The 731-nt window shown below is 34.1% G+C and carries 1 pseudogene; it reads right to left on the bottom strand.

Annotation, left to right across the window (positions count from 1 at the left end):
* Positions 1 to 44: 44 nt before the first annotated feature.
* A pseudogene (locus tag M3P09_RS17200) lies at positions 45 to 731 on the bottom strand (hypothetical protein); the annotation flags it as partial.

Genomic DNA, 731 nt, shown 5'->3' with positions numbered 1-731 from the left:
AAAATTAGGATAGCAAAAAAGGTTAGTATAGTTGTTTATGTGTATTATTTATTATTCATTTTTTTATGAGTTATATTTAAAGGGGCAATAATAACAAGCTCTAATTTAGTATTATCAGTTTTTAGATTGATCTGTTCTCCTTTACCGTTATTGGTAGTAATAATATCTATATCTGTATTTTGTACTTGGCTGTTGCTATCTATATCCGCATCAAAGTAACTGCCTCCTTCACCATTTAAACCAATAACAATATCTAAATCTTCATTTTGTACTTGTCCGCTAGTATTAGCATCACCAGCAATAAGAGCTAATTTATCATTATTTAAAGTTACCATGGCAGCAGTACCTTGGTATATAAGGGAGCTGTTGGCTGTTAAATCTAATGAGCTAACTGTTTGGTTTAAGGTTACTGTATTGGCAGTAATAATACCTAGGTGGTTACGGTGTGCAATAGCCACATAATAGTTACCTGGAGCTAGTGTAAATGCAAGGGGTGAGGTACCATTAATACTTACCACATCGCCATCACGTTGTAATAAAGCAGATTGCGAACTTAAAACCGTTGTATTATTAGTTGCATCACGTAGTTCTACCCATACCCAATCTACAATGGCATCATTCCCCACAGTTGTAAAGTCTGTATCTGATATTAATTCATCTATATATGGTGACCTTAATGGTATTAAACCTGCTACTCTTAAATCGTCTCGCATTACATCTTCTTCACCAGA

The organism is Jejuia spongiicola (genome assembly GCF_023502325.1).
Classification (GTDB): domain Bacteria; phylum Bacteroidota; class Bacteroidia; order Flavobacteriales; family Flavobacteriaceae; genus Wocania_A; species Wocania_A spongiicola.
This window is presented reverse-complemented; position numbering and strand designations above follow the sequence as displayed.